General features: G+C 72.6%; 19 protein-coding genes and 4 pseudogenes. 10 read left to right on the top strand and 13 right to left on the bottom strand.

The window, feature by feature from the left end:
- Positions 1-220 precede the first annotated feature (220 nt).
- The 7 genes and pseudogenes from JNW89_RS02315 to JNW89_RS02285 form a co-directional block, all read right to left on the bottom strand.
- On the bottom strand, positions 221-1,135 hold the full coding sequence (locus tag JNW89_RS02315) for a replication-relaxation family protein (RefSeq protein ID WP_375155031.1): 915 nt from the start codon (positions 1,133-1,135) through the stop codon (positions 221-223).
- 268 nt (positions 1,136-1,403) lie between these two features.
- Positions 1,404-3,913, bottom strand: a pseudogene (locus JNW89_RS02310) (helicase HerA domain-containing protein).
- A 38-nt stretch (positions 3,914-3,951) separates the two neighbouring features.
- Positions 3,952-5,742, bottom strand: a complete 1,791-nt coding sequence (locus JNW89_RS02305; RefSeq protein ID WP_238447460.1) for a VirB4 family type IV secretion system protein — start codon at positions 5,740-5,742, stop codon at positions 3,952-3,954.
- Positions 5,739-6,709: pseudogene (locus JNW89_RS02300) on the bottom strand (PrgI family protein). Before JNW89_RS02300 ends, JNW89_RS02305 begins: the two are co-directional and overlap by 4 nt.
- A complete protein-coding gene (locus JNW89_RS02295) occupies positions 6,706-7,626 on the bottom strand; it encodes a hypothetical protein (protein ID WP_238447459.1) in 921 nt (306 codons plus the stop codon). The pseudogene JNW89_RS02300 and the gene JNW89_RS02295 overlap by 4 nt, the downstream one beginning before the upstream one ends.
- Positions 7,627-7,633: 7 nt before the next feature.
- On the bottom strand, positions 7,634-8,020 hold the full coding sequence (locus JNW89_RS02290) for a pilin (protein ID WP_238447458.1): 387 nt from the start codon (positions 8,018-8,020) through the stop codon (positions 7,634-7,636).
- A gap of 727 nt (positions 8,021-8,747) precedes the next feature.
- Positions 8,748-9,611 carry a hypothetical protein gene (locus JNW89_RS02285; protein ID WP_238447457.1) on the bottom strand — a complete coding sequence of 288 codons (864 nt, stop codon included), beginning with the start codon at positions 9,609-9,611 and terminating at the stop codon, positions 8,748-8,750.
- A 750-nt stretch (positions 9,612-10,361) separates the two neighbouring features.
- On the opposite strand from JNW89_RS02285, the gene JNW89_RS02280 reads away from it, so the two are divergent.
- The 6 genes and pseudogenes from JNW89_RS02280 to xerC all read left to right on the top strand — a co-directional run bounded on the left by JNW89_RS02280 (position 10,362) and on the right by xerC (position 15,072).
- Complete coding sequence (locus JNW89_RS02280) at positions 10,362-11,264, top strand: hypothetical protein (RefSeq protein ID WP_238447456.1); 903 nt, start codon at positions 10,362-10,364, stop codon at positions 11,262-11,264.
- A gap of 22 nt (positions 11,265-11,286) precedes the next feature.
- Positions 11,287-12,234, top strand: a complete 948-nt coding sequence (locus JNW89_RS02275) for a DNA methyltransferase (protein WP_238447476.1) — start codon at positions 11,287-11,289, stop codon at positions 12,232-12,234.
- Between the two features lie 55 nt (positions 12,235-12,289).
- A pseudogene (locus tag JNW89_RS38495) lies at positions 12,290-12,538 on the top strand (DNA cytosine methyltransferase); the annotation flags it as partial.
- Positions 12,520-12,768, top strand: a complete 249-nt coding sequence (locus tag JNW89_RS38490; RefSeq protein ID WP_375155032.1) for a DNA cytosine methyltransferase — start codon at positions 12,520-12,522, stop codon at positions 12,766-12,768. The pseudogene JNW89_RS38495 and the gene JNW89_RS38490, both read left to right, overlap by 19 nt.
- Positions 12,769-13,669: 901 nt before the next feature.
- A complete protein-coding gene (locus JNW89_RS02260; protein ID WP_238447454.1) occupies positions 13,670-13,888 on the top strand; it encodes a hypothetical protein in 219 nt (72 codons plus the stop codon).
- Entirely contained in the window at positions 13,885-15,072 is a 1,188-nt protein-coding gene (gene xerC, locus JNW89_RS02255; protein ID WP_238447453.1) for a tyrosine recombinase XerC, read from the top strand. Before JNW89_RS02260 ends, xerC begins: the two co-directional genes overlap by 4 nt.
- Positions 15,073-15,076: 4 nt before the next feature.
- Here the strand turns inward: xerC and JNW89_RS02250 are convergent, their stop codons facing one another.
- Positions 15,077-15,334, bottom strand: a complete 258-nt coding sequence (locus JNW89_RS02250; protein ID WP_088960482.1) for a WhiB family transcriptional regulator — start codon at positions 15,332-15,334, stop codon at positions 15,077-15,079.
- A 441-nt stretch (positions 15,335-15,775) separates the two neighbouring features.
- On the bottom strand, positions 15,776-16,726 hold the full coding sequence (locus tag JNW89_RS02245; protein WP_238447452.1) for a diacylglycerol kinase family protein: 951 nt from the start codon (positions 16,724-16,726) through the stop codon (positions 15,776-15,778).
- A 43-nt stretch (positions 16,727-16,769) separates the two neighbouring features.
- On the opposite strand from JNW89_RS02245, the pseudogene JNW89_RS02240 reads away from it, so the two are divergent.
- A pseudogene (locus JNW89_RS02240) lies at positions 16,770-17,154 on the top strand (hypothetical protein).
- Between the two features lie 47 nt (positions 17,155-17,201).
- On the opposite strand, the gene JNW89_RS02235 reads toward JNW89_RS02240, so the two are convergent.
- The 3 genes from JNW89_RS02235 to sodN all read right to left on the bottom strand — a co-directional run bounded on the left by JNW89_RS02235 (position 17,202) and on the right by sodN (position 18,621).
- On the bottom strand, positions 17,202-17,609 hold the full coding sequence (locus tag JNW89_RS02235) for an ATP-binding protein (protein WP_154942188.1): 408 nt from the start codon (positions 17,607-17,609) through the stop codon (positions 17,202-17,204).
- A gap of 32 nt (positions 17,610-17,641) precedes the next feature.
- Positions 17,642-18,151, bottom strand: coding sequence for a GNAT family N-acetyltransferase (locus JNW89_RS02230; protein WP_238447475.1), 510 nt, complete (start codon positions 18,149-18,151; stop codon positions 17,642-17,644).
- Positions 18,152-18,216: 65 nt separating this feature from the next.
- Entirely contained in the window at positions 18,217-18,621 is a 405-nt protein-coding gene (gene sodN / locus JNW89_RS02225; RefSeq protein WP_088960486.1) for a superoxide dismutase, Ni, read from the bottom strand.
- 84 nt (positions 18,622-18,705) lie between these two features.
- Here sodN and JNW89_RS02220 point away from each other — a divergent pair, with 84 nt between their 5' ends.
- The 3 genes from JNW89_RS02220 to JNW89_RS02210 all read left to right on the top strand — a co-directional run bounded on the left by JNW89_RS02220 (position 18,706) and on the right by JNW89_RS02210 (position 21,474).
- On the top strand, positions 18,706-19,056 hold the full coding sequence (locus tag JNW89_RS02220) for a S26 family signal peptidase (protein ID WP_309139940.1): 351 nt from the start codon (positions 18,706-18,708) through the stop codon (positions 19,054-19,056).
- A 142-nt stretch (positions 19,057-19,198) separates the two neighbouring features.
- Positions 19,199-20,377 carry an NADP-dependent malic enzyme gene (locus tag JNW89_RS02215; protein ID WP_238447451.1) on the top strand — a complete coding sequence of 393 codons (1,179 nt, stop codon included), beginning with the start codon at positions 19,199-19,201 and terminating at the stop codon, positions 20,375-20,377.
- A gap of 134 nt (positions 20,378-20,511) precedes the next feature.
- A complete protein-coding gene (locus JNW89_RS02210) occupies positions 20,512-21,474 on the top strand; it encodes a zinc-binding dehydrogenase (protein ID WP_238447450.1) in 963 nt (320 codons plus the stop codon).
- A gap of 93 nt (positions 21,475-21,567) precedes the next feature.
- Here JNW89_RS02210 and JNW89_RS02205 read toward each other — a convergent pair.
- A partial coding sequence (locus JNW89_RS02205; protein ID WP_238447449.1) for a dienelactone hydrolase family protein occupies positions 21,568-22,426 on the bottom strand: 859 nt, incomplete at its 5' end.

Below are 22,426 nucleotides of genomic sequence, written 5' to 3'. Positions count from 1 at the left end.
CACTCACAGCGCGTTCCGGCCGCAGAAGCGCGGGACAGGCCGGCTGGCCTGCGCTGTGAGAGATCGACAGCTGCTGTCGGGCAGGTGGGGGCGTTGAGCGCTGTGAGTGGCTGGCCCACTCGCAGTCGATCTTGTGGTCTGACAGTCACGGACCGTGGCGAGAGGCGGCAGGGGGTGGTGACCTGCGCTGTGAGCGGCTGGGAACGGGGAGCGCGGGGTGTCAGAAGTCGTCGTCGGGGTCGGGGTCCGGGTAGCGGTGTGGGTTGGTGGCGGTGTGGTGGGGGCCGTGGTCGGAGGGCAGTTCGTGCAGCCACCGGCGTGGGCCGGGTTCGGCGGCGAGGGTCCAGGCGGGGCCGGCGGGGTGCTCGTCGTGCAGGCCGGTGGCCACGGGCATGACCGTCGGTACGCCGGCGAGGGCGTCGAGCAGGTTCGCTTCGCGGCGGTGGTTCGGCACTCGCAGCAGGACGGGGTAGCGGGGGCCGAACTCGGCGAGGCGTTCGTAGCCGCGCAGCTTGCGCAGCACCTTGCGCAGGGGTTCGGTGCCGTTGTCGTGTTCGAGGAAGAACCCGACGGTGCGCCCGGCGGCGGCCCAGATGCCGTGGCCGTCGGGGCGGATGCCGGCGAGGGTGTAGGCGGCGGTGGTGTGCTGCTCGGACCACCAGCGCACCAGCTTGGCGCTGGTGTTGGTGCGGGTGTGGGCGTGCAGGTCGATGAAGAGTTGGTTGGCGCCGAGCAGGTGCCGCAGGCGGGGGCTGCCGATGATGCGTTCGGTGCGTTCGATGCTGCTGCGCGGTGGGCGGGCGTCGGGCCGCTCGGGGTCGGTGTAGGTGGTGGGGTGCACGAGCATGCCGAGCGGGCCGAGGGTGTGCAGGTGCTGGCCGTCGCCGGTGGTGATGTCGACGAAGCGGTGCACGGCGTCGATGCGGTGCAGGGCGGCCAGCCGCAGCCGCGCGGAGCGCGGTGACGGGAACAGCGCGGCGGCGATCTGGGCGGTGGACAGCACGTAGTGCTCGGCGAGCCAGGCCAGGAGCTGACGGTCGCGCATAGTCAGCCGACGCAGGTAAGCGAGCCGGTCGGCCCTGCTGGAGGGACGACGGGACGGACGGAACTCAGGGTTTGAGGGATCGCTGGACATGAGGGGTCTCCTCAGGGAGTAGAGGAAGGAAACTCCCTCCTGGAGGGAGGGAGTCTGGAACTGTCGCCGCCGGTGACCGAGGTCGGTCACCGGCGGTGTGCTGCGCTGACAGCCGCAATCGCCAGCAGGAGAGGGACGGACGGTGGTGAGAGGTGGTGAAGGCGCGGTGAAGCCGCGGCGGAAGGCGTCACGGAAACCCCCAAGGCCCCGCCCCAGGCGGCCACGCCGCAGCACACGGCGACGGCGCCGGCCGCGCGTTGGTTGACGGTCAGGCGGAGCGAGACGTGCGGCTGTTCCGCTTGGCGTCGCGGGTGTTGGCCGTGTCGGTGTGGCGGCCGCCCTTGTCGGGACGGGAGAGCCGTTCGACGAGGGCGTCGATCGAGCTGGTGTCCTGCGGCGTGATGGCCGCGGCGGCGACCTGCCGGATCGCGGTCGACTCCCCGACCACCGGCTTCGGCGGGCGGGTGCGCATCGTGAACGCCGGCGTCTGGCGGCCGTCGGCGACCAGACGCGTCGCGGCGGTGTAGGCGTCGAGGTGCGTCAGGTCGTGCTCGTCGAGCTCGGGCAGGGTGTGCCGGGCGAGGACGCGGGCGTCCTCGGGCGCGCACGAGAAGTAGACCTTGTTGCGGGCGTTCGCCGACGCCGCGGCGAGCAGGTCCTTGGGGAACTGGGCGAGGTCCTGGTGCGACAGGACCAGGGACAGCCGGTACTTGCGGGCTTCGGCGAGCATCGTGTCGAGGCTGTTGGCGAGGGTGAGGAAGTTCTGGGCCTCGTCGATGATCAGGGTGGCGTCGCGGCGCTTGTCGGGGGCGGTCTTCGCGCGGGCGGTCGCGGCCTGCCACACCTGCGCCAGCACCAGCGAACCGAGGAGTTTGCTGGTGTCTTCCCCGAGCTGCCCTTTCGGAATGCGCACGAGCAGCGCGCCGCCGTCGAGGACCTTGCCCATGTCGAAACTCGACTTCGGGTAGCGCATGGTGCGCTTGACGAAGTCACGCAGGAGAAAGGCGCGCAGGCGGGCGAGGACGGGGCCGATGACCTGGGAGCGTAGGGCGGGGTTGAGTTCGTCGTACCACTGCCAGAACCCGGACAGCCCGGCCGGATCGTCGAGGTCGACGGTCATTTCCGAACGGAACTGCGCTGAGTTCAGCAGCGGCGGGATGTGCTGCAGGGTGACGTTGGCGTGGCGCAGCAGGGTCAGGCAGGCCACCCGCATCACGTCGTCCATCCGGGGCCCCCATGCCTTGGCGAAGATGTTCCCGAAGATCGACACCAGGTTGTCCACGACCAAGTCGGGGTCGTCACCGGCGAGAGGGTTGATCGTGGGCGGGTTGGGCTGGTCGGGGTCGAACAGCACCACCCGGTCGGCGACGGAGGCGGGGAGCCGGTCGAGGATGTCCAGGACCATGTCGCCGTGCGGGTCGATGACCACGGTGCCGCGGCCGGCGGTGATGTCATCGACGGCCATGTTGACCAGCAGCGTCGTCTTCCCGCTGCCGGTGGAGCCGACCACGTGCAGGTGGTAGCGGGCGTCGGGGACGGACAGGGCGACGCCGTGCCCGCCGACCTGCGCGTCGCCGAGGACCTTCGTGCCGCGCCCGCCGGTGGGCACGGCGACGGGGGTGGGCATGGACTTCGCCCGGGCTCGGTCCAGGCCTGGCACGGCCAGGTCCCGGGGCAGGGCGGCGAGCGCGGCCAGCTCGGGAGTGCAGGTGAGGAACCCGCGGCCGAGTCGCCGCTGCGCCAGTACGGCGGCGGGGGCCGGCATGCTGGCCCGGTGGGTGAGGCGGTTGCGGCCGGAGTACACGGCGAAGGAGGAGGCGATGGTGTCGGCGATGCCCCGCAGCCGGGGGTACTGGTCGGTGCTGGCGCGCCGGTTGTCCTTGCCGACGCCGTAGCGCACGGCGGTCTCCCACAGCGGGTGGGAGGTTTTGTCGAGGATGGCCCGCACGTCGCGTTCCATTCCCGGATCGCGCCGCGAACCGGTAGCAGTCGATGTCAAGCGAGACCGTGCGGAGGATCCCGTCTGGAAGACCTCGATGAGCCACAGCAGCGGCGCGGCCGGGTTGATGGTGGGGATGGCGGTCTTGCCGTCGCGCAGTCGCACGGCGGCACGGCGGGCGCGCAGGGCCCGGCGGGGTGTGGCGGGGCGGGCGAGGATCTGCACGCAGGCGTGCTCGTCGGCCCTCAGTTGCGAGCCGGCGGACATCAGCGCGCGCAGCGGGTCGTTGTCGTGGTCGATGCCGAAGGGCAGCCATTCGGCGTTGGTGGGCAGCAGGTGCCCGCCCACCGCCGACGGCACGTTCACCGGTATCGGCGGTGGCGGCGTGTCGTCGGTGGTGCAGGTGGCGCCGGGCCACGCGGCGCGCACGGCGGCCTGCACCGCGCCGGGTGGGACGGTGCCGGGCACCCAGACGGAGATGAGCAGCCGCCGCCCGGTCCAGGTGTACTGCCAGGCAACGTGGGGGCTGCCGTAGAGCAGCCGCCGCCGGCGGGAGGGGGTGAGGGTGCCGGCGAGGTTGGCCCACAGCGCGGACGCGCTGTGCGGGTCACCTCCGGTGGCGGGGCGATCGTGACCAGGCGGGCGCCGTCGGCGTGGCGGCGGTGTCGCCACAGCTGCAGGAGGTTGCGGCTTGCGACGTAGGCGACGAGTACGGCAGCAGCGACGGCGAGCAGCAGCCAGGGCCGCTGGGTCGCCCAGCCGGCGGCGTCGAGCACCCACCGGGTGGGGCCGGTAGAAGGCGGGAGCACGCCGGCGCCCGGCCCGGACGGGCTGGGCATCGGCGGAAGTAGGGTCAGGTGGCTGATGAGGGGCGGGTTCACAGGTCGTCTCCTTCGTCATCGAGGTCGGCCAGCTCGCCGGGCCGGGTGGTGCAGAGCAGGTGCTCGGCGTCGGAGGCGATGGCCTCGAAGCTGCTCCGGTTGGTGCCGGAGATCAGCAGGCCGGTGCCGACGCGGGCGGACAGGAGCAGCCGCCGTTCGCCGGCGGTGAGGCCGAACGCGTCGCCGATGGCGTCGATAGCCTGTGGGGCCTGTTTGAGCAGGATCTGGGTGGCGGCGTTGGCGACGACGGCTTGGCCGAGGTCGGTGCCGAGGACGTCGGCGACGTCCTGGGTGATGACGGTCAGGCCGGCGTGGCGTTTGCGGGCGGCCTTGGACATGCGGAACAGGAACCGGGCGCCTTCGCCGTCGCGCATGAGCAGCCACGCCTCGTCGACCACGACGAGCCGGCGGGTGGCCAGCCGGCCGGGGGTGTCGACGGCCCGCCAGATCGCGTCGAGGGCGAGGAGGGTGCCGACGGTGCGCAGCTCGTCGGGCAGGTGCCGCAGCGACCACACGACGAGGTGCCCGTCGGGGCGGGTGGTGGTGGGTCCGTCGAACAGGTGCGAGAACGACCCGTGCACCCAGGGTGCGAGCCGGGCGGCCAACTGCGCGGCGGCCGGGTCGTCGTCGACGTGCAGTGTGGCGGACAGATCTCGCAGGAGTGGGGCGGGTCGGTGGTGGGTGGCCGGGTCGGCGGTGATGCCCGCCTGCCGGTAGACGGCCAGGATCGCCCGGTCCAGGGCGGCACGCTCCGCCGGTGGCGGCTGTTCGCCCAGCAGCACCGCGATGAGGGTGTGCAGGAACAGCCCGCGGCGGGTGAGGACGTCGGGGCGGGTGTCTCCGGTCGGCAGGTCGAGGGGGTTGACTTTCACCCCGGCGACGCCGAGGCGGACCACGGCCCCGCCGACCGCGTCGGCGAGGCGGAGGTATTCGTCTTCGGGGTCGATGACGGCGACCTGCACCTGCTGGTAGAGGTTGCGCAGGATCTCCAGCTTCACGAAGTAGCTCTTGCCGGCGCCGGAGCGGGCCAGCACGATCGAGTTGTGGTTCTCCTGGGCCCACCGGTCCCACCACACGATCCCCCCGGAGTCCGGGTTCACCCCGTAGAGGACGCCGCCTTCGGCGGGTGGGTCGCCGGGCAGCGGCGCGGGCAGGTCCGCGCTGGCCAGGGGGAACGCTGCGGCGAGGGCCTGTGTGTCCATGGTGCGGCGCATCTGCAGCGAATCGGTGGCCAGGGGCAGGGTGGTGGTCCACCCGGCGAGGTGCCGCCACGTGGCTGGCTGCACCTCGATCAACGTCGACGCGGCGGCGGCCTTGACCTGCGCGCAGGCCTCGAGCAGCTCCTCCTCGCTGCGGGCATGCACGGTCAGGTAAAGCCCGACGCGGAACAGCTTCGCCGCGCTGCGGGCGAGACGCTGCGCGAGGTCGGCGGCGTCGTCGGCTGCTGCTTCGAGGGAGGGGTCGGGCAGCTTGCCGCGTTCGGCGTCGGCCCGCCGCGAGGACTCGAAGCGGGCCTGCTGGGTGCGCAGCCGCGATGCGGCGACCGGCGCGGGCAGCGGCTCGATGTGCAGGGCGAGGTCGAGGCGGCCGGGCCAGGACAGCAGTGGTTCGAGCCAGGTAGGGCCGACCTCGGCCGGGTAGCCGGTGACCACGAGGGTGGCGGCGTAGCCGTCGCCGACGCGCAGCATCCGCGGGGTCACCTCGACAGAGGCGGGAGCGACGGTGGCCGCCAGCTGGTGCGGCTGGCGGTCGCGGTCGGCAGGCTGGGACCGGTTGCGCAGCTTCATATCTCTCGGCTCCTTGCCGGTAGACCACGCTGGTGTGGCGAGGGTGAGGTGATGACGGTGTCGGGGGCGGCGAGGCCGCCGGGCCGGGGTGGCCGGTACGGGTCGGCGGCTGCGGCGATAGCGGCGGTGACGGCCGCGCCGTCCAACGCACGGGTGGTGACGCCGAGGCCGGACAGGGCCCGGACGGTGTCGTCGGCGCGGCGCCGCGCGGCGTGCTCGCCCCGCTCCCCGGCGCTGGTGCGGGTGACGATGAGGACCTGCCGGCGCAGCGGGTCCCGCCGCGCCGCGAGGTCGTCGAGGAACCGGCCGTGGTCGGCCGCCGCGTCCGCCAGGGCCGGGTGCGGCAGCTCCTGCGCTGTCTGCGCGAGGGTGTGGGCGGCGGAGTGCAGGTCGACCGGTTGCGCGGACACGACGATCTGCGTCGGCGTGGACAGGCTGTTGAGCCAGCGGCCGAACGTGTCGACCAGGGCGGCCTGCTCATCTGGGGTGCGCAGGGCGAGGTTGACGTTGGTGGCGGCCACCATCGCCGCCCGCGCTGCGCCGAGGCGGATCTCCCCGCCGTCGTCGATCGCGTCGGCAGGCAGCTTCAACGGCGCCGGCAGCATCACCTTGGTCTTCGGCGCCTGCACCCAGTCCGGGGTCGTCGACGTCGTGTCAGTGGTCGACAGAGCACGAGGCGCCCGCGAATGCCCGAGGGCGCCAGCAGCCACACGTCCAGCGGTAGGCCGTCACGGCGGCCGACCGCGACGCCGAACACGAGGCCGCCGGCCACGACGGCGGCGCCGACGAGCACCGGTGCGGGCACCACCTGGTGCAGTGCCCGCCAGACGCCGTAGAACGCGCAAGCGGCAACGGCCAGGATCGCCGACTGCCGCAACGTCAACCCGTAGAGGACCTTGTCGGGGGCGTCGACGTCGGCGGGCATCCGCGCCCGCCCCGCCTCGCTGCGGTCATCGTGGCGGCTCATCGGCCCACCGCCCGCAGCGCCTTACCGAGACCGGGAACCGACCGGGTGACCTGCTGCACCACGATCACCCGCACGGCCGCGCCGAGCATGTTCACCCCGCGCCCGCTGTTGCCGGCGGAGACGTAGCGGCGCATCAGGGTGGGCACCCGCAGCGTCGTCCACAGCATGACCATGACGACGAACAGGTTGATCAGCCCGCCCGGATCCACCGGTAGCCCGAGGACAGGCAGCAGGTGGTCAGGGTCGGTGAGCATCCACTGCCCGGCGTACAGGGTGAAGCCCTGCATCACCGGCACTGCGAGGACGCCCGTGTAGGACTTCCACCACAGGCGGGCCACCGGATCGGTCTGCGGCAGCGCGTGACAGGCCAGAGCGAGCGGCGCGGCGGCGGTCAGGACGAGCACGACGGCGAATCTGACGATCACGCTGAACGCCGTGCCAGCGAGCAGCACCGCGATGATCGCGACGCAGACGACGAACAGCAGCGCAGCCGTCTTGTCCTGCCCGGCCGTGATGTGCGTTCTGATCGCCCTCAGGGCTCCGTCGCTGTCGCCGGTCGGGGTGGTGAGCGCGGCGGTGAGGGAGTTGGCGAGGTCGATGAGCATGCCGCACCACAGCTGCGAGAAGTGGGCGGCTACGAACCCGACGATCAGCCGGGGGAGGAGGTCCTTGATCGTGTAGCGGGAGCCTTCGCTGCCGCCGGCGGTCATGGTGAGCACGCCGGCAGCCAGGAAGGCCAGGACGAAGACGGTGTCGACGACGAGCACCGAACGGCCGGTCAGGGCCTGCACCTGCGGCAGGCTGGTGACGTTCGGGGTGATCAGCAGCGCGCTGCTGATCACCCCGATCAGCGCGTCCAGGGTCGCCAGGATCGCCGCGGCCAGCCAGTCCAGGATCTGGTCGAGCAGCCAACCCATAACGGCATCAGCCTCCGACGATTCCCCGGACGACCTGCAGCAGGACCGGCGCGAGGACCGCCAGGCCGTAGCCGACCAGGGCGTTCTTCAGCGCACTCTTGGCCCTGTCCACCTGCGCCGGGTCACCCCCGGCAGTAGCCCAGTACACGCCCGCGAGGACGAGGAACAGGGTCGCGACGGCGGCGAGGATGCCGATCAGCCAGGTCTGCAGGTTGTTGATGACGACCGGCAGGGAGTTCGCCGCCAGGACCACCGGCCCGCCGGGGTCGGCGTGGCCGGCAGCGGGCACGGACAGCACCAGCGAAAAGGCGCCGGTGACGGCGGCGATGCGGCCGGCCCGGCGGGCGGTACGGGAGTGGGTGAGGGCACGCAGACGTGCCGGGATGCGGGACATGGGCGGGTTTCACCTCCGGCCCCGCCGTGCAACGGCGCGGCGGGGCGCTAGCGGGCGGTCAGAAAGGGACCGCCGCCGGGCGGGCGGGCACGGACAGCGCCACGAACTGAGACCGTCCCCGGGAGGAGCGCGTCCTCCCTTGTCGGGTAGCGGGTGTGTTCGATGAGGTGTCAGCGCACCAAACTGCGCGGCACCCGAGGCGTCCGGCACGTGGGCGGCCCGATGTGGCCCGGCCCCCGGCGGCGGGCGGAACCCGATCGCCCGCGGTAGGCGGGGTGGTTCCGCACCCTCAAACCGCCGTTTGTGTGCTCTGGCGAACGCCTGGCCACCTCACAGCCGCTCACAGCACCGGCTGCGACGCTCACCGCGCAGCTCAGCGCTGGTTTCGCGGGAGAAGGTGCTGGCGGCCGTCGCCTCGCGCGCGGCGGCGCCCGGCCGGCCGTCACGCACCCAGGCCGGGCAGCGGGGACGGGCACTCCCCGACCGCTGTGAGCGTGTGGTGAGCGCCTGTGAGTCTTTGTGTGTGAGGCCGCGGGTGCGCAAGCCCGGTGGCGTAGCCGTTCTTCGGTCGGGTCGCCCTGCGAGTCCGCTCAGCGCCCCGGTGCCTTGGTGGTGTCCGGGCGCGCCGCGGCGCCCCCACCAGGGAACACGATGGGGGCGCCGCAGCACGGTCGGGGGCAGCTGTCGCCGCTGACCATCGGGGCCAGGCCCGGCGGACTCGTGGAACTCACGCGGCTGCCGCCTGCGTCGTTGCCGTGAGGGTGCGGCGCCGGCTGGCGGCGCGCAGGGCGGTCCGGCGTTCGGCTTGCGCGGCCAAGGCGTCGGCGGCCTGCGGGGACGCGACTCCGGTCAGCAGGCCCGTGGCGAGGGCTTCGGCGATGCGGGTGTCGATGCGGCCCAGCCGCATGCGCAGGGCGTCGACGGTGATGCCCAGCCCGGCGGCGATCGGCTCGACCGCCCGCCGGCCCAGCCGCACGTCGATGTAGGGCTGCTCATCGCAGACGTCGAGGATTCCCAGGCCCACCGCGCGGCGCACCAGGACGTCCGGGTGCCCGTAGGGCACCCTCGGGGTGCGCGGCCCGGTGACATGCTCGACGTCCTCTACCGGTGTGAACTCCCCGGCCTGCAGGCGCAGGGCGTGACCCGCCCGCCATCCGGCCCGGCACAACGCCGCGTACGGCGCCGGCCGGGCCACGTCCACGTGGTCGCGCAGCGCCGCGAGGAAGCCCGTCAGGATCTCCGCGCCGATGTCGTCGGGGTCGCCGCGGTAGCCGTCGGATAGCTGCCTTGCGTAGCGGCGCAGCGCCGGCATCGCCATCCCGACCGCGGCGATGACCCACTGCGGCCCGCACAGCCGGGCGCGGCGGATCAGCTCCCGCCACACCACGTCACGCGCCGTGTAGGCGCGCGGATGCGTCAGCAGCCAGTCCCGCACCGCCGGCAGCGCCATGACACCCGTCGGCAGGCCGTCGTCCGGACAGAACATGTCAAGATCGATCGACAGGGGCGCCGGGTCACTGGTCAGGGCCGCGAACGCGACGTCGGCGGCGTCCAGGGGCGAGGCGGGCCAGTCCGTGTCGGACACGCTCATGTCACCACTCCAATGTCAGAGAAGATCGTCGATTGACAACGCCGTGGTGTCACGGCGGCGCCGGGAGTGCCGATTACGCCACGACCGGCACACACGGCCTCACGGCGCAGGCCTGGGCGGCTATGACAGCCACCCGCCCGCCGTGGCACGCCTCTGACAATTGATCTCTGACATCGATCACTGCCGTTGACATGAGTGGCCCGCAGGGCCGTTGAGCAGGGCTGTGACACGCCGGCGGGGGCATGTCATGACTGGCAGACAGCGTCTGGCGACCCTGCCGGCAAGCGTCCGCACCGACGGTGACACCGGTCGACGTGACACTCACAGCCGCTCGCAACGACTCACGGCGGCTCACAGCGGCGGCGGCAGCGGTGACGCCGGCGCGCGCCGCAGTGTCACCGGCGCCGCGGCCAGCGCCGACGGCCACTGTCATGACACCGTCGCGAACGCGGGTGTCAGACACCCGCGTTCGCGGTCTACGAGCGGGATGTCATGTCATCGGCGCGGTGACACGAGCGGGGATGACACCGCCCGGGCGAGGCCTCACCGCCCGGGCACAGCACCGCCATGTCATCGGCGGACATCACTGTCCGGGCGGACGGGTGCCGGTGACGCTGCGCAGCCGCCGCCCACGGCAGCCCTGTGAGTGGCTGTGAGTGGCTGTGAGAACGGCAGGCGTTCGCCAGAGCACACAAACACCGGTTTGAGGGTGTCAGCGCACTGCAGGCGCGGCGCGGAGCCGACATCCAGATGAGCGAGCACACGCCGCAGCACCACCACGACCCTGTCCACCCGGTCGACCCGCACGGTGTCGACCCGACCCTGATCGACATGGTCGCCGGCGACCCGCCGGTGCCGGTCACCGTGTGGCGCACCGCCCGTACCGCCGCCGACACCGGCCGCAGCGTCGGCACCCGACTGGCCTACCGGCTCGTCGCCGCCTACAGCCGCCCCGGCGGCGCCGTCGTGGACCTCACCGGCGACCACGCCCTGGCCGCGGTCTGCGCGGCGGGCGGTCGCCGGCACCACCCGGGCTGGTTCACCGACGCGTCCAGCCTGATCATCGGACCGGCCACCCCGCCGACCCGCCCCGACCCGGCCGCCCTGCCCGACGACGACGGCGAGCTGCCGGACATGGGCGACTGGTTCGGCGACGACCTCACCGACCCCCGACCTGCCCCCCGGCGACCCCCGGCACGCCACGGCACGTCACTGCAGGAGGCGACCAGCCTGGTCGTGGCCTGCTGGCCCCTCGACCCCGCCGACGCGACCAATCGGGTCCGGCTGGCGTGGCTGCTGACCGCGTGCGCGCGGCTGCTGCGCCCCGGCGGCGTCCTCGTCCTCGTCGTCACCGTCCCCGCCGCCACGGCGGGCCGGCCGCAGGACTTCACGCCGGTGGCCACCGCCGCCGCGTCCGTGGGCCTGGGTTACCTGCAGCACATCGTCGCCGTCGCCGCCGACGCCGAGGGCGACGCGTTCGTCTACCACGTCACCGACGAGGAACTGCTCACCCTCACCCAGCAGAGCGACCAGCAGCAGTGGGCGGTGGCGCACCTGAAGGTGCACGCGGACCTTTTCGTGTTCAGCCCCGCCGCCGCAGCGACCGCCGCGCCGCGACAGGGGCGCCGCGACGGGGGTGACCGCCGTGGCTGACCACACTTCCTTCCCCGCCGACCTGAACCAGCCGGCCAGCCCGGCCGAGGACACCTACCGCGGCCGGCACCGCGACTACGAGGGCCGCCACCGCGGCGGACGCCACCGGGCACCGGACGGGCCGCAGGGCCTGTCGGTGTGGGCGACCGCCCAGCAGACGGGGCCGGTGCAGCGCCGCGGCCGATACGTGCCCGAGTCGGTCAAGCACCCCGCGCGGATGCTTCCGGCGATCGCCGCGCACGCCGTCGCCGCCTACACCCAGCCCGGGGACCTGGTGCTGGACCCGATGTGCGGGATCGGCACGAGCCTCGTCGAGGCCATCCGCGCTGGCCGCGACGCCATCGGCGTGGAGTACGAGCCGCGTTGGTCGAACATCGCGGATGCCAACATCAGCCACGCCCACCAGCAGGGCGCCACCGGGCGGGCGTCGGTGGTCCGCGGCGACGCCACCCGCCTGGCCGCCCTGCTGCCCGCAGCACTGGCCGGGCAGGTCGCCCTGGTGGTCACCTCTCCTCCCTACGGGCCGACGGTGCACGGCTTGGTCCGTCCGGGCGCCGACGGCGTGGCGAAGTTCGACAACACCTACAACGACGGCACCGACAAGGGGAACCTCGCCTACCGCGATCTCACCGGCCTCGCCGACGGGTTCACGCAGATCCTGCGCGGCTGCGCGACCCTGCTGCGCCCCGGCGGCACAGTGGTGGTCACCGCGCGGCCGTGGCGCAAGAACGGGCAGCTGGTCGACCTGCCATCGGCGGTCATCGCCGCCGGCGTCCGCGCCGGCCTCGTCCCCACCGAAAGGTGCGTCGCCCTCCTCGCGGCGGTCCGCGACGGGCACCTCGTCGCCCGGCCGTCGTTCTTCCAACTCCAGGCCGTGCGCAAGGCCCGCACCGCCGGCACCCCCTTGCACCTGATCACGCACGAGGACGTGCTGATCTTCCGCCGAACGGCACGGGAGGTGCGTGATTGACCACCGACCCGCACCGCGCGTCGGATCGCTGTGTACCGGCTACGGCGGGCTCGACATGGCCGTCGAGATGGTGCTCGGCGGCCAGCTCACCTGGTACGCCGAGACCGACCGACACGCCCGCACCGTCCTGGCCCACCACTGGCCCGACGTGCCCAACCTCGGCGACATCCGCACCGTCGACTGGAGCACCGTCGCACCGGTCGGCATCCTCACCGCCGGGTTCCCCTGCCAAGATATTTCCAACGCCGGCAAACGCGCCGGCATCGGCGGCAAGCACTCCAGCCTGTGGAGCGCCGTCGCCGACGCCGTTCGCCACCTACGACCACCACTCGTGTTCGTGGAGAACGTCGCCGCCCTCCTCCGACGGGGCTTCGACGTCGTCGAAGCGACCTGGCCGCGCTCGGGTACGACACGAGCTGGACATGCCTACGCGCATCCGACATCGGCGCCGCCCACCGCCGCGACCGCCTGTTCCTCCTGGCCGCACCCGCCGAGCCAGTGGGTGCGGACGTTGCCGACACCGTGCGCCCGTGACGGCAAAGGCCCCGGCCACCCACACGGGCTGCCCGACCTCATCGAACCCGGCGGCACCACCCACGGCCTACTGCCCACCCCGAGGGCCAGTGACACCGGCACGCCGGGGCGCCGCGCTGGGGCCGGGTTCCGGCCGCCGCTGTCGCAGGTGCTGCTGCCCACGCCACGCGCCACCGACGGGGCGAAAGGCTGCCCGGGACAGCGCGGCTCACATGGGGACCTCACCCTCCCGTCGGCGGCGGTACGGGTTCCCGCCCGCACCCTGCCCACACCTCGCGCGTCCGACGGGCGCGGTCCTGGACGGCACGGTGACGGCGGCGCCGACCTGCGCACCACCATCGCCGGGCTCGGGCAGCCCGACGAGGACCGGTGGGGTGGCTACGCCGCGGCGGTGGCCCGGTGGGAGCTGCTGCTCGGCCGGCCCGCACCGGCACCGACGCAGACTGGCCGGCACGGCAAACCCGTCCTCGCCCCGCCGTTCGTGGAATGGCTGATGGGACTCGACGCCGGCCAAGTCACCGACCCCGCTCTGGGGCTGCCGCGCACTCTCGCGCTGCGGGTCCTCGGCAACGGCGTCGTCCCCCAGCAGGCCGCCGCCGCGCTGCGGCTGCTGCTATGCCCCTACCGCTGGCGGGTGCCGTCGTGACCGGAGACCTTCGCTCCCGGCCCGTCCACGAATCAGCACTGGTCGCATCGGCTGCCATCGCCCTGCTGGCGAGCGATTCCACCGCGACCGTGATCCCTACTTGCGATCGGAGTACCCAGCCGTGATCACCAACCCGACCAATCCCACCGACACCCACTCCCGCGAGGGCGAGGTGTGGACCGAGGAGCGCATCCGCGCGCTCGGCGCGATCACCGACCTGCCCACCGCGGCCGCATCTTCGGCATCGGCCGCGCCATGTCCTACGACCTCGCCCGCACCGGCGACTTCCCGGTGCCGATCATCCGGGTCGGCTCCCGATACAAGGTGCCCGTCGCCGGCATCCTCACCGCCCTCGGCCTGAACCCGGCATCCTCTGACTTGACCACCGCGGCGAAGCGAAGCGTCGATCACCACGACGAAATCAGCAGCGCCGACCCGCCGCACACCGGCGGGGCTGGAAAGAAGGAACCGTGACCCGCACGCGCAACCCCGAAGGGGCCATCACCAAACGCTGTACCTGCACCGACCCCGACACCGGCAAGAGGTGGGGCAGCCGCTGCCCGAAGCTGCGTCGCCCCGGCGGCGGCTGGCACCCCACCCACGGCGTCTGGGGCTACCAACTCGAACTGCCCATCCGGCCCGGCCAGACCCGCCGGCAGCTGCGCCGCTCCGGCTTCGACAGCCGCGACACCGCCACGGCCGAGTTGCGTCAGGCCCGTGCTCTACTCGACCTCGCCGACGGCGACCACCACCTCGCCGCGCAGATCGGCGACCTGCTGCACGCCTGCCGGCCCGGCACCCCCCTACCCGACCGCGACGCGGTCGCCGCCCGCATCCGCGCCGGCGTGCCCGCCTCCGTCCCCACCACCACCGGCGAGTACCTCACCGCGTGGCTGGCCGGACGGCGAGGGCTGGCGGAGAAAACCCTGCGCGGCTACTCCGACCACATCCGCCAATACCTCATCCCGCACCTCGGGGAGATCCCGATCCAGAGCCTGCGCACCGGCCACATCGAGGCCATGTTCACCGCCATCGCCCGCCAGCAGGACGAGATCCGCGCCGCCCGCGCCAGCACCGACCCCGCCGTGCGGGCCACGGTCAAGGGCATCCGGCCGATGGGGGCATCCAGCACCCAGCGGCTCTACGCCACTCTGCGCAAGGCCCTCAACGACGCCGTCGTCAAGGCGAAGCTGATCCCCACCAACCCCGCCCTCGGCATCGAACTGCCCTCCGGCAAACGGCCCAAGGCGCGGGTATGGACCGCCAAGACGGTCGAGCACTGGCAGGCCACCGGGAAACGGCCCAGCCCGGTCATGGTGTGGATGCCCGAGCAGGCCGGACGGTTCCTCGACCACGCCGAACGCCACGACATCGCCCTCTACGCCATGTATCTGCTCATCCTGCACCGCGGCCTGCGCCGCGGTGAGGCGTGCGGATTGCGCGACCACGACGTCGACCTCGACGCCGGCTACCTCACCGTCGTGCAGCAGATCACTACCGTCGGCTACACCCCCATCGTGCGGCAGGTCAAGAGCGACCGGGTTCACCGGTCGTCGATGATCGGACCGGGCGCCGTCCGGGTACCGGGGCAGCCGTGCGACGTCCGGACAGCAGAACGCCCCGGCCGGTGGAACCCGGCCGGGCGTACGGCTGTGTGATCGGTCAGGCGGAGTGAGCGCGCAGCACCCGGATGCCGCCGCGGCGCTTCACCGCGCGGCGCTCCTCTTCACTCATCCCGCCCCAGACGCCGGCGTCCTGACCGGACTCCAGCGCCCACTGCAGGCAGTGGTCGGTCACCGGGCAGCGCCGGCAGACGGCCTTGGCCTGCTCCACCTGCAGGAGGGCCGGACCGGACGTCCCGATCGGGAAGAACAGCTCCGGGTCCTCGTCGCGGCAGACGGCATCGTGGCGCCAGTCCATGGCGGCAACACTCCTCATTCTGGATGGGTGGCAGATAACGCTGGTGCTTTTTCTATATGCGTCCGCAGTGCCGGTCGTGACGGTTCGCGTCCGACTATTCGGCATTGCGTGAGCAGGCTTGTGCAGTCCCTGGACCTGCTGGAACAGCTCAACCTGCCGAGCATATCCAGGCAATGTCCCGGTAACTCAAGTTCGCTTGTGAATACTTTCACGAACGGTGTCGATGTCAAGGGTGCCGCGAGGAAAAACTCCGCACGGTGAGCAAGCTCACGACCCTTTTGTCCGGATTTCAGGCGTCCCTGGTTACCCGGCGTACCACAGTCGAGGATCAATATAGTACAGTGCGCGTGACATTGCTGACATTTCCGGCACCACCCCTCGTTGTGGCGGCCACCGCGTCGTGCGGTGTAACGACCGTCGACCTAGGGCGTTACCCGAGACCTAGCAGATTACTCTCAGTGCGTCGGGAACGGATGTGAATTTGACTTTCTCTCGTTCGCCAAGGTAGTCGCCGTCGAGCTGGAACGCCTGCGGACGAGCGCTGATCAGCGTGAACTCGGGCACGTCGTGCAGCCGGAGCACCTGCTTGCCGCGCGGATCGGGGTGCCGGGACAGGAACTGCGTCACGGTGCGTGTCGAGCTGGCCACCCGGAGCTGACGCAGCGCCATCACGTCGAGCCCCAGGTCGAACGAGGCCTCCGGATTCGGGTTGATTTCCCGATCGCCCAGGTACGTCCACGGGGCGCAGTTCTGGATTATCACCGTTGCCAGCTCGGCCTCGGCCGTCTCACCGGGGCGCTCCAGGGTGATCGCCGGGTGTCGCCGGTCGGAGTCGAGGAAGTACTGGCTGAGCGTGGAGCGGAAGTAGAGCGCCGGGGTGGAGACGCGACCGCGCTTGCGGGCCTGTTCCACCCGGTGGATCACCGCCGCGTCCACCCCGAAGCCGGCGCAGAAGGTGAAGTAGCGGTCGTCGGCCCGGCCCAGCCCGATCGTGCGGGAGCGGCCCAGCCGCAGCCCCTCGAGGATCATGCTGGTGCCCTCCGGCCACTCCCGGGGCAGCCCCAGGGCGCGGGCGAAGACGTTGGTCGAACCGCCCGGCACGGTGGCCAGCGCGGGCAGTCGCTCGGCGGGCGTACCGCCGGGACGGGTGGTCGGCGGCGCGGCCGTCATCAGGCCGTTCACCACCTCGTTGACCGTCCCGTCGCCACCCAGCGTGACGACGACGTCGACCCCTTCGGCGACCGCCTCCCGGGCGATGTCCATGGCGTGTCCCCGTCGCCGGGTATACCGCACCGACAGGTCTACTTCGCTGCGCAGGGCCCGGACCAGGACATCCCGGCTGCGCTCGCTGGTGGTGGTGGCCTTCGGATTGACCACCAGGACGGCCCGCATGGGCGGCACTGTACCCCGATCCGTCACGGGTATCGTGGCGCGCGTGACCATCGACTCCGGCCCGGTGCCCGACACGCTGCGCTGGGCGGTACGGCTGCTGCGCGGCGAGGCGGTCGCGCTGGCGCTGCTGGCCGCCTGGCTGATCTGGGCCGACCTGACCGCCGCCAAGACCGATCTGGTGTCGGCACTCTTCGTGACCGGGTTCGCGTTCGCCGGCGCCGCCGCCCTCTGGGCTCTCGGCGCGGCGCTGGCCCGTCGCCGGGCCGGTGCCGGCGCGCATGGTGCTTCAGCTGATGCTGCTGCCGGTCGGCTGGTTCATGATCTCCGGCGGCCTGGGGTGGCTCGGCGTACCGCTGATGGTCCTCGGGGTCGGGGTCTGCGCGCTGCTGGTGAGCCCGCCCACGACGCGCGCCCTGGGCTTCCAGTGACCGCTGCGGGCGCCCCCGCGGCCAAGTAGCCGACGCCGCCCGGCGGTTCAGTAGCCGGAGGAGCGGCGGGTCAGCAGCGAAATGGTGGCCCGGCCGTCGGCCGCGTCCGCGAAGGCGGCGGTGGTCAGCGCGGTGAGCACCTTCCAGGCGAACGAGGACTCCGACGGCAGCGTGGCGCCCCGGACGGTCGGCACGGTCACCTCGACGGTGAGCGCGTCCTCGGTGACCGAGAAGCGGCACTCCAGCTCGGCGTCGCGGGTGGCGATGGCGAGCAGCATGGCGCAGGCCTCGTCGACCGCGATGCGCAGATCCTCGATCTCGTCGAGGGCGAACTGGAGGCGGGCCGCGAGCCCCGCCGTGGCGGTGCGCAGCACGCCGAGGTAGCCGCCGTCGGCGGGCACCGTGAGGTGCACGACGTCGTCATCGGTCGTCGGCTGGCCGGTCAGTTGAGTCACGCCTCATCCCCCCGGTCGGGGACTCTACCCCCTCAGGCGTCCGGCCGGGCGGGGGCCGAGGTCGACTGGGCGGCGAGGCCGTGCAGCGCCGGCCCGCTGAGCCGGTACGGCACCCACTCGTCGAGCTGCACCGCGCCGATGGAGGCGTAGAAGCGGGCCGCCGGATTCCAGTTGATCATCCACCACTCCAGCCGCTCGTAGCCCCGCTCCACGCAGATTTCGGCGAGCGCGGCGAGCAGCAGCCGGCCGGCGCCGGTGCCCCGGTGCTCGGGGCGGACGTACAGGTCCTCCAGGTAGACGCCGTGCACGCCGGCCCAGGTGGAGAAGTTGAGGAACCAGAGCGCGAACCCGACCGGCTCGTCCCGGTCGTCCACCGCGACGTGCCCGAACAACGCCGGCGCGGGGCTACGACTACTCCAGCTCGGCGCGTCTGACGCCGCGCCGCGACCTGGAGCAGTCGCGAACAGGGCGGCGGTGAGCTGTTCCTCGGTCAACCGACACTGGTCGGCGGCGCGCTCGTAGTCGGCGAGTTCGTGCACCATCGCGACGACGGCCGGCACGTCCTCAGGACGCGCCGGCCGGATCGTCGGTGCCGGGGAAGCGGCTGTCACGCCTTCTTGGTCTCCCAGAAGATCTTCGAGATCTCGTCGATCTTCTGCAGCAGCTCGTCGGCCTTGCTCGGGTCGGTCGCGCCCTTGGCGCCGGCCGCACCGGCCATCTTGGTGGCCTCGTTGAAGAGCTGGTGCAGGTGCGGGTACTTCTCGAAGTGGGCCGGCTTGAAGTAGTCGGTCCACAGCACCCACAGGTGGTGCTTGACCAGCTCGGCGCGCTGCTCCTTGATGATGATGGCCCGGGTGCGGAACTCCGGGTCCGTGTTCGCCTGGTACTTCTCGCAGATCATTTTGACCGACTCGGCCTCGATCCGGGCCTGTGCCGGGTCGTAGACGCCGCACGGCAGGTCGCAGTGGGCGCTGGCGGTCAGACGGGGCGTAAGGATGCGGGGAAGTCGCATCTGGGTCCTCCACGGGATGTTTGCGATGATCCAAGCCGACATTACTCCTGGGGGCGTCCCCGGCATGGGTGGAGGGGAAACCTGGTGACAGTCGAGGGGGTGGACCCGCCCGCGCGGCTGCGCCGGTGGCTCACGGCCGTCGGCGTGACCGGCCCGTCCATGGCGCCCACGCTGCGGCACGGGGACGCCCTACTGGTCCGTCGGGGCGGCCGGCCGGTCCGGCCCGGCGACGTCGTGGTCGCGGTCTTCCGGACCCGCCCGGAGCTGCTGGTGGTCAAGCGCGCGGTCCGTCGGCAGGACGGCGGCTGGTGGGTACGCGGCGACAACGAACTCGTCACCGACGACTCCCGGGCGTACGGGGTGGCCGACGTGCTCGGGCGGGTGGTGTGCCGCTACTGGCCCCGCCCCGGCCGGCTGCCACGCGACCCGTTATGACCCTGCTCACATCGGCGCACCCCTGGCGTGACTATGCTCGGAAAGTGCCCGGGTGACCCCCCGCACCGCGTGCCGCCGCCAGGGCGCCTCACCTCGCGCCCGCGCCGGCCGCTCCGTCTGCTCGACAGATCCTGGAGTCACCATGTCTGCGTCTACCGTGGATCCCGCTGATCCCGTCTTCCGGTTGCACCTCGGCGGCAAGATGGCCGTCACCTCGACGGTCCCGCTGACCAGCCGGGAGGACCTCTCCCTCGCCTACACCCCGGGCGTCGCCCGGGTCTGCGAGGCGATCGCCGCCGACCCGGCCCTGGCCGACGACTACACGTGGGTGTCGCACACCGTCGCGGTCGTCACCGACGGCTCGGCCGTACTCGGCCTCGGCAACATCGGCCCGCGCGCCGCGCTGCCGGTGATGGAGGGCAAGGCGGTGCTGTTCAAGCAGTTCGCCGGCGTGGACGCGGTACCGATCTGTCTGGACACCCAGGACGTGGACGAGATCGTGGCGACGGTGACGGCGCTCGCCCCCTCCTTCGGCGGGATCAACCTGGAGGACATCAGCGCCCCCCGCTGCTTCGAGGTGGAGCGCCGGCTGGACGAGGCGCTGGCCATCCCGGTCTTCCACGACGACCAGCACGGCACCGCGATCGTCGTGCTGGCCGCGCTGCGCAACGCGGCGGCGCTGCTCAACCGCAAGCTCGGCGACCTGCGGGTGGCGGTCAGCGGCGCCGGCGCGGCCGGGGTGGCGGTGACGAAGATGCTCATCGCCGGCGGCGTGAACCCCGACCAGGTGGTGGTCTGCGACTCCAAGGGCATCATCGGCCGGCACCGCGACGGGCTGACCGGCACCAAGGCCGAGCTGGCGGAGTCCACCAACGCCGAGGGCCGCCAGGGTGACATCACCGAGGCGCTGCGCGGCGCGGACGTGCTGGTCGGCGTCTCCGGCGGGCAGATCCCCGAGGCGGCGATCGCCGGCATGGCGCCCGGCGGCATCGTCTTCGCGCTGGCCAACCCCACCCCCGAGGTGCACCCCGAGGTGGCCGCCCGGCACGTCGCGGTGGTGGCGACCGGCCGCAGCGACTACCCCAACCAGATCAACAACGTGCTGGCGTTCCCGGGCGTGTTCCGGGGTGCGCTGGACGCCCGGGCCACCCGGATCACCGACGGGATGAAGGTGGCCGCGGCGGACGCGATCGCCGGGGTGGTGGCCGAGTCGCTCACCGCCGACGCGATCGTGCCCTCCCCGCTCGACCCCCGGGTGGCTCCCGCGGTGGCGGCGGCGGTCGCCGAGGCGGCCCGCCGCGACGGCGTCACCCGCGCCTGACCGCGCGCCGCCCACGCAGTTTCCGAGAAAGAGTGGCCTCCCGACGCCGGGAGGCCACTCTTTCTCTGTATGTGCGCCGGGGGAGGGGCGGTTGTGGGGCAGGTCCTGTGTCGGCGGTGGTTCTCCTTGTTACGGTGCCGACCATGCGTGCCGCCTATGCCTCGAGCTTCGACACCGACAATCCGCTCGCCGCGTTGACCGTCGGCGAGCGTCCCGAGCCGACCCACCCGGAGGAAGACTGGGTGACCGTGCAGGTGCGGGCCAGCTCGCTCAACCACCACGACCTGTGGTCCCTGCGCGGGGTGGGGCTGACCCCCGACCAGCTGCCGATGATCCTGGGCTGCGACGCGGTCGGCACCGACCCGGACGGCAACCAGGTGGTCATCTACCCGGTGGTGCCCACCCCCGGCGACCCGCGTGGCGTCTCCATCCTCTCCGAGCACTTCGCCGGCACCCTCGCCGAGCGGGTGGCCGTACCCCGGATGAACCTGATTCCGCTGCCGACGGGCCTGTCGGCGACCGACGCGGCCTGTCTGCCGACGGCCTGGCTGACCGCGTGGCGGATGCTGACCACCAAGGGCCGGATCGATGACGCCGAGTCGGTGCTGGTCCAGGGCGCGGGCGGCGGCGTGGCCACCGCGGCCGTCGCGCTCGCCTTGGGGCACGGCAAGCGGGTGTACGCGACCAGCCGGGACGCCGGTAAGCGGGAGCGGATTGCCGCCCTCGGGGCGACCGCGCTGGAACCCGGCGCGCGCCTGCCCGAGCGGGTCGACGTGGTGATCGAGACGGTCGGCGCGGCCACCTTCGACCACTCGCTGAAGTCCGCCGCCCCGCTGGCCCGGATCGTGGTCTCCGGGGCGACCGCCGGGCACGAGCCGAAGATCAACCTGCGCCGCGTCTTCGCCATGCAGCTGGAGATCCTCGGCACCTCCATGGGTACCCCGGACGAGCTGACCGACCTGCTGGCCTTCTGCGCCGAGCACGAGGTGCGCCCGGTGGTGGACAGCGTGGTGCCGTTCAGCAAGGTCGAGGACGCCTTCGCCCGCCTGCACTCGGGCGACGTCTTCGGCAAGGTCGTCGTCGACCACACCGCCTGACCCCGCAAGATCCCGGCAGTTTCCGAGCAGGAGTGGCCATTCCGCGTCGGATGGCCACTCCTGCTCTGCAAGTGCGTCGGCCGGCGGCGGGGGTCAGAGGTGGTCGTCGAGGGTGGCCAGGTTGCCGCGGGCGGCGTCGGCGGGGAGGCGGTCCCGGGCTGCCGCGTCGCCGTAGAGGGTCCAGCGGAGGAACTCCAGCGTGGTGTCGGAGACCACCCGCAGCGCCGCGCCGTCGCTGAGCAGGGCCCGGCCGTGGTCGCCCTTCGGCAGGCTCAGCATCGCCTTCGGCCAGGGGACCGCGTCGTACACCGCCTTGCCGGCGGCGTAGTCGACCACCTCGTCCGCCTCGCCGTGCACGAAGAGCTGCGGCGCGGCGGCCCCGGCGAAGGCGGTGCCGACCCCGAGCGCGGTCCCGGCGAAGACCACCCCGGCGTCGAGGCGCTCGTCCCGGCCGGCGGTGAAGAGGCCGATGGTGGTCACCCCGCCGGCCGAGTGCCCGGCCGCGGCCACCCGGTCGGTGGCCAGCCGGCCGCGCAGCGGGTCGCCGGCCTTCGCGTCCAGCGCGAGGACCTTGTCCAGCGCGTACGAGACGTCGGCGGGCTGGTTGAGCACGTCGAGCACGTTGCCGTCGGCACCCCGGCTGGTGTGCGGAAAGGTCGGCGCGGCCACCACGAACCCGGCCGCCGCCCAGCGGGTGAGCAGGTCCGCGTAGTCGTCCGGCCGGCCGTTCAGGCCGTGGCTGAACATCACCACCGGGAACCGCCCGTCCGCCACGTCCGCTCCCCGCTCCGGCGCGCCACCGGTTGCGCCCCGGGCCGGGTACCAGAGGGTCACCGGCAGCGGGCGGTCACCGTCCCGGTTCAGCTTCACCTGGCGTACGCCGACGGCGAAGGTCTGCGCCGGCGCGGTGCCGGCGGGGACCCGCGGCGCCGGGGTGGTGGCCTTCGGCGGC

This window comes from Micromonospora sp. 4G55, from assembly GCF_016803375.1.
The sequence above is the reverse complement of the archived record's forward strand: the minus strand, read 5'-3'. Positions and strand labels throughout refer to the sequence as shown.